The organism is Halomonas sp. BC04, assembly GCF_000568385.1.
Map to the genome: position 1 here is coordinate 1 of NZ_AZQX01000169.1, position 8,630 is coordinate 8,630.

The following is an 8,630-nucleotide window of genomic DNA, read 5'->3' on the forward strand; positions in this document are numbered from 1 at the left end:
ACCCTCGACGTCACCCTGAGTGAGCGGTTTGCGGTCGGTGCCATCTTCCTCCCCGATGACGATGCCAAGGAGCTCGCGCCCGCGGCATCCTCGAGGGTGAGCTGCGCGCCTGCGGCCTGGTCATACGGGGCTGGCGCGACGTGCCGGTTGACCCCTCATTCTGCGGCCCCATGGCGCTGGCGTGCCTGCCGCGCATTCGCCATCTGTTCGTTGAGCCGGGCAAGTCGAGCGATCCGGAGCGCTTCGACGTCGACCTGTTCATGGCCCGCCGCCGTGCCGAGCAGATGCTGCGCGACGAGGAGGACTTCTACGTCTGCTCCCTCTCCGCCGAGGTGGTCTCCTACAAGGGGCTGGTGATGCCGGTGGACCTGCCGGCCTTCTACCATGACCTGGGCGACGAGCGCCTGGAAACGGCCATCTGCGTCTTTCACCAACGCTTCTCGACCAATACGGCGCCGCGCTGGCCTCTCGCCCAGCCGTTCCGAATGCTGGCCCACAACGGTGAGATCAACACCATCGAGGCCAACCGCGGCTGGGCCAACTCGCGGAAGGAGAATTTCGTCAACGATCGGCTGCCCGACATCGCCGAGCTGGACGAGATCGTCAATACCGTGGGCTCGGACTCATCGAGCATGGACAATATGCTCGAGGTGTTGCTGATGGGGGGCATGGAGCTGCACCGGGCGGTGCGAATGATGGTGCCGCCGGCCTGGCAGAACGTGGAGACCATGGGCGGTGAGCTGCGCGCCTTCTACGAGTACAACTCCATGCACATGGAGCCCTGGGACGGTCCCGCCGGTGTCGTCATGACCGACGGTCGGCAGGCTGTGTGCATGCTCGACCGCAACGGGTTGCGCCCGGCGCGCTGGGTGGTGACCAAGAACGGCTACATCACCCTCGCTTCCGAGATCGGTACCTACGCCTACAAGCCGGAAGACGTCGTGGCCAAGGGGCGCGTGGGTCCGGGCCAGATACTCGCCGTCGACACCCAGACCGGCGAAGTGCTGCATACCACCGATATCGACGAACGGTTGAAGTCGGCCTACCCCTACAAGTGTTGGCTGAAAGAGGAGGCGCACTACCTGGAATCGGCGCTGACCGAGCTTGCCAGCTTCCAGAACATGGACCAGCAGGCGGTGAAGACCTGGCAGAAGATGTTCCAGGTCAGTTTCGAGGAGCGCGACCAGGTGCTGCGTCCCCTGGCGGAGAGTGGCCAGGAGGCGGTGGGCTCCATGGGCGACGATACGCCCATGGCGGTGCTGTCGCGCAAGCATCGGCTGCTCACCGACTATTTCCGGCAGAAGTTCGCCCAGGTCACCAATCCGGCCATCGACCCGCTGCGTGAAGCCATCGTGATGTCGCTGGAAACCTGCATCGGGCCCGAGCTCAATGTCTTCAAGGCTACGCCGGGGCATGCCCACCGTATCATCCTCACCACGCCGGTGCTGTCGCCGCGCAAGTTCACCGCCCTGCTCGAGCAGGACGACCCGACCTTCGCCAGTCACCGCCTTCCGCTGGGCTATGATCCCGAGCAGGTCGGGCTCAAGGCGGCCCTCGTCGAGCTGTGCCGCCAGGCCGAAGCCGCGGTGCACGACGGCAAGGTGATCCTGGTGCTGTCGGACGCCAATCTCGAGAAGGGGCAGCTGCCGATCCACGCGGCCCTGGCGGTCGGTGCCGTGCATCACCACCTGGGCAAGCTGGCGCTGCGCCCGCGGGCCAACATCGTGGTCGAGACCGGTTATGCCCGCGATGCCCATCAGATGGCGGTGCTTTTCGGCGTGGGGGCGACCGCGGTATTCCCGTGGCTGGCCTACCAGGTCATGGCCGACATGCACCGTACCGGCGAGCTGACCGGCAACCCGGCCGATGCTCGTGAGAACTACCGCAAGGGGATGCAGAAGGGCCTCTACAAGATTCTCTCCAAGATGGGGATCTCGACCCTGGCCTCCTATCGTGGCTCCCAGCTGTTCGAGGCGGTGGGGCTGCACTCCGAGGTGATGGACCTCTGCTTCAGCGGCATGGCCTCGCGTATCGAAGGCGCCGGTTTTGCCGAGCTGCAACTGCAGCAGGAACTGCTGGCGCGGGACGCCTGGACGCCGCGCAAGGGCATCTCCCAGGGCGGCCTGATGAAGTATGTGCATGACCACGAGTACCACGCCTACAACCCGGACGTGGTCATGGCGCTGCAGGAGGCCGTGCAGGAGGGCGACTACGCCAAGTGGAAGAAATTCGCGGCACTGGTCAACGAGCGTGAGCCCGCCACCCTGCGTGATTTGCTCAAGCTCAAGCCGTCCGAATCCCCGCTTTCACTGGATGAGGTGGAAACGGTCGAGGAACTCATTCCGCGCTTCGACAGTGCCGGCATGTCGCTGGGGGCGCTGTCTCCCGAGGCCCACGAGGCCCTGGCCCAGGCCATGAACGAGGCCGGTGGTCGCTCCAACTCCGGTGAGGGTGGCGAGGATCCGGCGCGCTACGGCACCATTCGCTCCTCCAAGATCAAGCAGATCGCCTCCGGCCGCTTCGGCGTCACCCCGGCCTACCTGGTCAACGCCGACGTATTGCAGATCAAGGTGGCCCAGGGCGCCAAGCCCGGCGAGGGTGGCCAGCTGCCCGGCGGCAAGGTCAACGACCTGATCGCCCGGCTGCGCTACTCGGTGCCCGGCGTGACCCTGATCTCGCCGCCGCCCCACCATGACATCTACTCCATCGAGGATCTGGCCCAGCTGATCTTCGACCTCAAGCAGGTCAATCCCGAAGCCCAGGTCTCGGTGAAGCTGGTCTCCGAGCCCGGTATCGGCACCATCGCCACCGGCGTGGCCAAGGCCTACGCCGACCTGATCACCGTCTCCGGCTACGACGGTGGGACGGCGGCGAGTCCGCTCACCTCGATCAAGCACGCCGGCTCCCCCTGGGAGCTGGGCCTACCCGAGGTGCACCAGGCACTGCGCATCAATGGCCTGCGCGACAAGATCCGCCTGCAGACCGATGGCGGACTGAAGACCGGCCTGGACGTGGTCAAGGCGGCCATTCTCGGCGCCGAGAGCTTCGGGTTCGGTACTGCGCCCATGGTCGCCCTGGGCTGCAAGTACCTGCGTATCTGCCACCTCAACAACTGCGCCACTGGCGTGGCCACCCAGCACCAGTACCTGCGGGACGAGCACTTCCGCGGCACCGTGGACATGGTCAAGAATTACTTTCGCTTCATCGCCGATGAGGTGCGTGAACTGCTGGCGATGATGGGGGTGCGCAAGCTGACCGACCTGATCGGCCGTACCGACCTGCTCGAGGTGCTGGACGGTGCGACGCCCTCCCAGCGCAAGCTCGACCTGACACCCCTGCTGACCAACGACTTCGTGCCGGCGGACGCTCCGCAGTACTGCCAGGTGAGCCGCAACGTGCCCCATGACCCGGGGGCCAAGAACCAGGAGGTGCTGGGTGCCATCGAGCAGGCCATCGCCGACAAGAGCGGCGGCGAGTTCGAATTCGCCATCACCAACTGCGACCGCTCGGTGCCGGCACTTTCCTCCGGCGCGGTGGCCAAGCACTACGGCGAGGCCGGGCTCGAGGACACCCCGATCACGTTGCGCTTCGAGGGCGTGGCCGGGCAAAGCTTCGGCGTGTGGAATGCCCGGGGCCTGCACCTCTACCTGGAGGGCGATGCCAACGACTACGTGGGCAAGGGCATGAACGGTGGCAAGGTGGTGATCACCCCGCCGAAGGGCAGCCGCTACGCCAGCCACGAGACCGCCATCATCGGCAACACCTGCTTGTACGGGGCGACCGGCGGCAGGCTGTTCGCCGCGGGTACTGCCGGCGAGCGGTTTGCGGTGCGCAACTCCGGTGCCCACGCCGTGATCGAGGGGGCGGGTGACCACTGCTGCGAGTACATGACGGGTGGCATGATTTGCGTGCTGGGCGAGACCGGCGTCAATTTCGGGGCGGGTATGACTGGCGGCTTCGCCTACGCCCTCGACGAGGATCGCTCCTTCGTCGATCGCTACAACCATGAGCTGGTGGAGATCCACCGGGTCAATACCGAGGCCATGGAGGCCTATCGGCGTCACCTGCGGGAAGTCATCGAGGAGTTCGTTGCCGAGACCGGGTCTGCCCGGGGCCGCGAGATACTCGACGACTTCAGCGACTACGTGCGTCATTTCTGGCTGGTCAAGCCCAAGGCGGCGAGCCTGGGCAGCCTGCTTGACGAATCCCGCAGGCGCCCCGAGTAAGCCGGTTACCCAGGAGACAAGACATGGCCAATCGCTTGATCAACAACGACTTCCAGTTTATCGACGTGGGTCGCCAGGATCCGCAGAAGAAGGATGCCCGCACCCGGGCGCGGGAATTCGGCGAGATCTACGAGCCCTACAAGCCCCAGGAGGCGGCCAGCCAGGCGCACCGCTGCCTGCACTGCGGCAACCCCTACTGCGAGTGGAAGTGCCCGGTGCACAACTACATTCCCAACTGGCTGCAGCTGGTGGCGGAGGGCAACATCCTCGAGGCGGCGGAGCTGTCACACAAGACCAATACCCTGCCGAGGTGTGCGGCCGGGTGTGCCCCCAGGATCGCCTGTGCGAGGGCGACTGCACCCTCGACGACGGGTTCGGCGCGGTGACCATCGGCTCGGTGGAGAAGTACATCACCGATACCGCCTTCGCCATGGGCTGGCGTCCCGACATGTCCCAGGTGGAGTGGACCGACAAGAAGGTCGCCATCATCGGCGCTGGCCCGGCGGGGCTGGGCTGCGCCGATATCCTGGTGCGCAACGGCGTCAAGCCGGTGGTCTTCGACAAGTATCCGGAAATCGGCGGCCTGCTGACCTTCGGCATTCCCGAGTTCAAGCTCGAGAAGACGGTGATGGAGCGGCGTCGCGCGGTCTTCGAGGAGATGGGTATCGAGTTCCGGCTCAATACCGAGATCGGCAAGGAGGTTCCCTTCGACCAGTTGCTCGCGGATTATGACGCGGTCTTCCTCGGCATGGGCACCTACAAGTACATGACCGGCGGCTTCCCGGGCGAGGATCTGCCAGGCGTGCACAAGGCCCTCGACTACCTGATCGCCAACGTCAACCATTGCCTCGGTTTCGAGAAGGATCCGGCGGACTACATCTCGCTGGAAGGGCAGAAGGTGGTGGTGCTGGGCGGTGGCGATACCGCCATGGACTGCAACCGCACGGCGATCCGCCAGGGCGCCTCGATGGTGACCTGCGCCTACCGTCGCGACGAGGAGAACATGCCCGGCTCCAAGCGCGAGGTGAAGAATGCGCGGGAGGAGGGCGTGGAGTTCCTGTTCAACCGCCAGCCGGTTGCGGTGGTGGGCGAAGGCAAGGTGGAAGGCGTGAAGGTGGTGCGCACCCGCCTAGGCGAGCCCGACGAGAATGGCCGCCAGCGCCCCGAGGTGGTGCCGGGTTCCGAGGAAGTCCTGCCCGCGGACGCGGTGGTCATCGCCTTCGGTTTCCAGCCGAGCCCCTCGCCCTGGTTCGATACCGTCGGCATCGAACTCGACGAGCGCGGCCGGGTCCTGGCGCCGGAACAGGGCGCCTACGCCTTCCAGACCACCAACGAGAAGATCTTCGCCGGCGGCGACATGGTGCGTGGCTCGGACCTGGTGGTCACCGCCATTCATGAAGGACGACAGGCTGGCGAGGGCATCCTCGACTACCTGGGTGTGTGACGATTGCGGGCCCGCTGCTGAGTGGTGAGCAGCGCCGGGGACAGGTCGCAGCGGAGGTCCGATTCCAGGGAAGGAATCGGTAGCGTACAGGGAAGTATTCACAGCGCCTCCGCGAAGACCTGTCGCCGGGCAAGCCGCGGGTCAGGCCTCAAGCCGGCCGAAATTGAGCCATTCGTCGTAATCTGCTAGTCTGTCGTCCCATCCTGGCGCGGCTTCCTGCCACGCCTCATGATCACGTTTCGACAGGTTCTCCATGACACGATATATCTTCGTGACCGGCGGCGTTGTGTCCTCTCTCGGCAAGGGCATCGCGTCGGCCTCGCTGGCGGCGATTCTCGAGGCACGCGGCCTCAAGGTCACCATGCTCAAGCTCGATCCCTACATTAACGTGGATCCGGGCACCATGAGTCCCTTCCAGCACGGCGAGGTGTTCGTTACCGAAGATGGTGCCGAGACCGACCTGGATCTGGGCCACTACGAGCGCTTCATTCGTACCAAGATGACCCAGGGCAACAACTTCACCACCGGTCGCGTCTACGAGCACGTGCTGCGCCGTGAGCGCCGTGGCGACTATCTGGGCGGCACCGTGCAGGTGATCCCCCACATCACCGACGAGATCAAGCGCCGGGTCTATGCCGGTGGCGAGGGCTTCGATGTGGCCCTGGTGGAGATCGGCGGCACCGTGGGCGATATCGAGTCGCTGCCGTTCCTGGAGTCGATTCGCCAGATCCGCAGCGAGCTGGGCATGAGTCGGGCGATCTTCATGCACCTGACGCTGGTGCCCTACATCAAGACGGCGGGGGAGACCAAGACCAAGCCGACCCAGCACAGCGTCAAGGAGCTGCGCTCCATCGGTATCCAGCCGGACATCCTGATCTGTCGCAGCGAAGTGGAGCTGGAAGAGAGCGAGCGGCGCAAGATCGCCCTGTTCACCAACGTCGAGGAACGAGCGGTCATCCCGCTGCAGGATGCCGACACCATCTATCGCATCCCCTTGATGCTGCATGAGCATGGCCTCGACGAGATCGTCTGCGACAAACTTCGCATCGAGGCGGAAGAGGCGGATCTCACCGAGTGGGTCCATGTGCTGGACGCCAAGCTCAACCCGCTAAAGTCGATCAATATCGCCATGGTCGGCAAGTACATGGAACTGCTGGACGCCTACAAGTCGCTCAACGAAGCGCTCATCCATGCCGGTATCCAGACCCGGGTCAAGGTCAACGTCGACTACATCGACTCCGAGGATATCGAGCGCCACGGTACCGAACGCCTGGCGGGCAAGGACGCCATCCTGGTGCCGGGCGCTTCGGCGAGCGTGGCGTCGAGGGCAAGGTTGCCACGGCGCGCTTCGCCCGGGAAAACGGCATCCCGTATCTGGGTATCTGTCTCGGCATGCAGGTGGCGGTGATCGAATATGCCCGGCATGTGGCCGGCTGGGAAGATGCCAACTCCACCGAGTTCACCCACGAGACCCAGCATCCGGTGGTGGGCCTGATCACCGAGTGGATCACCCCTGAGGGCAAGATCGAACTGCGCGATGCGGCCTCGGATCTCGGCGGCACCATGCGCCTTGGCGGCCAGGTCTGCCACCTGAAAGCCGGCACCAAGGCCCGGGATGCCTATGGCGCCGACGAGATCGTCGAGCGGCATCGGCATCGCTTCGAGGTCAACAATCAGTTCATCGACGAGCTGGAGCAGGCGGGGCTGGTGGTTTCCGGCAAGAGCGTGGACAGCTCCCTGGTGGAGATGATCGAGCTGCCAGACCATCCCTGGTACGTGGCCTGCCAGTTCCATCCGGAATTCACCTCCACTCCCCGCGATGGCCACCCGCTCTTTACCGGCTTCATCAATGCGGCGCTGGAGCACAAGAATACCCGTGCCCGCCAGCAGGCCCAGGCCCAGCCGCAGGGCTGAGGGACCAAGGAGTGTCCATGACAGACGCGCAGCGCATCATCACTATTGCCGGCCTTCAGGCCGGCAATTCTCTGCCGCTCATGCTGCTGGGCGGCATGAACGTACTGGAGTCCCGCGAGCTGGCCCTGGAAGTGGCCGAGACCTACGTCGAAGTTACCACTCGCCTGGGCATTCCCTTCGTGTTCAAGGCCAGCTTCGACAAGGCCAACCGCAGCTCTATCCACTCCTTTCGCGGCCCGGGCCTGGAGAGGGGGCTGGAGATACTGGCGGAGGTCAAGTCGCGTTTCGGTGTTCCTATCATCACCGACGTGCACGAACCCTGGCAGGCCGCACCGGTGGCGGAGGTGGCCGATATCATCCAGTTGCCGGCCTTTCTCGCCCGCCAGACCGACCTGGTGGTGGCCATGGCCCAGACCGGGGCGGTAATCAACCTCAAGAAGCCGCAGTTCCTCGCACCCCATGAAATGCGCCATATCATCAGAAAGTGCGAGGAGGCCGGTAACGCCAGATTGTTGCTTTGCGAACGTGGATCCAGTTTCGGGTATAATAATCTGGTGGTTGATATGCTCGGTTTTGGTGATATGAAGCAGACCGGCTACCCGGTCTTCTTCGATGTCACCCACTCCCTGCAGCGACCCGGCGGCCGCGCGGACAGCGCCGGCGGCCGCCGTGAACAGGTTGGCGAGCTGGCCCGGGCCGGCGTGGCCGTGGGCCTTGCTGGACTCTTCCTGGAAGCGCATCCGGACCCGGACAATGCCAAGTGTGATGGCCCCTGTGCGCTCCCCCTGGACCGGCTCGAGCCCTTCCTGGCCCAGCTCAAGGCCATCGATGACCTGGTCAAGGCATTCCCGGCGCTGGATATCACCTGATACTCACTGACTCACTCAACGCTGATTCATAAGACTGATCCATAAGAATAGGACGACACACGATGACCAAGATTGCCGATATCCTTGCCCTCGAGGTGCTCGACTCCCGCGGCAACCCCACGGTGCAGGCCGAGGTGCGCCTGGAGAGCGGCGCCGTGGGCGTGGCCTGTGCCCCCA

General features: G+C 64.7%; 2 protein-coding genes and 3 pseudogenes. All 5 read left to right on the forward strand.

The features are described from left to right. Window positions 1–4,226, forward strand: a pseudogene (gltB, locus tag Q427_RS11860) (glutamate synthase large subunit); the annotation flags it as partial. 23 nt (window positions 4,227–4,249) lie between these two features. Further along, window positions 4,250–5,670, forward strand: a pseudogene (locus Q427_RS11865) (FAD-dependent oxidoreductase). A 253-nt stretch (window positions 5,671–5,923) separates the two neighbouring features. Next, a pseudogene (locus tag Q427_RS11870) lies at window positions 5,924–7,584 on the forward strand (CTP synthase). Window positions 7,585–7,601: 17 nt separating this feature from the next. After that, window positions 7,602–8,453: a 3-deoxy-8-phosphooctulonate synthase gene (gene kdsA / locus Q427_RS11875; protein ID WP_043514093.1), complete on the forward strand. Its 852-nt coding sequence runs from the start codon at window positions 7,602–7,604 to the stop codon at window positions 8,451–8,453. A 62-nt stretch (window positions 8,454–8,515) separates the two neighbouring features. Beyond that, a partial coding sequence (locus tag Q427_RS30070) for a hypothetical protein (protein ID WP_155833546.1) occupies window positions 8,516–8,630 on the forward strand: 115 nt, incomplete at its 3' end.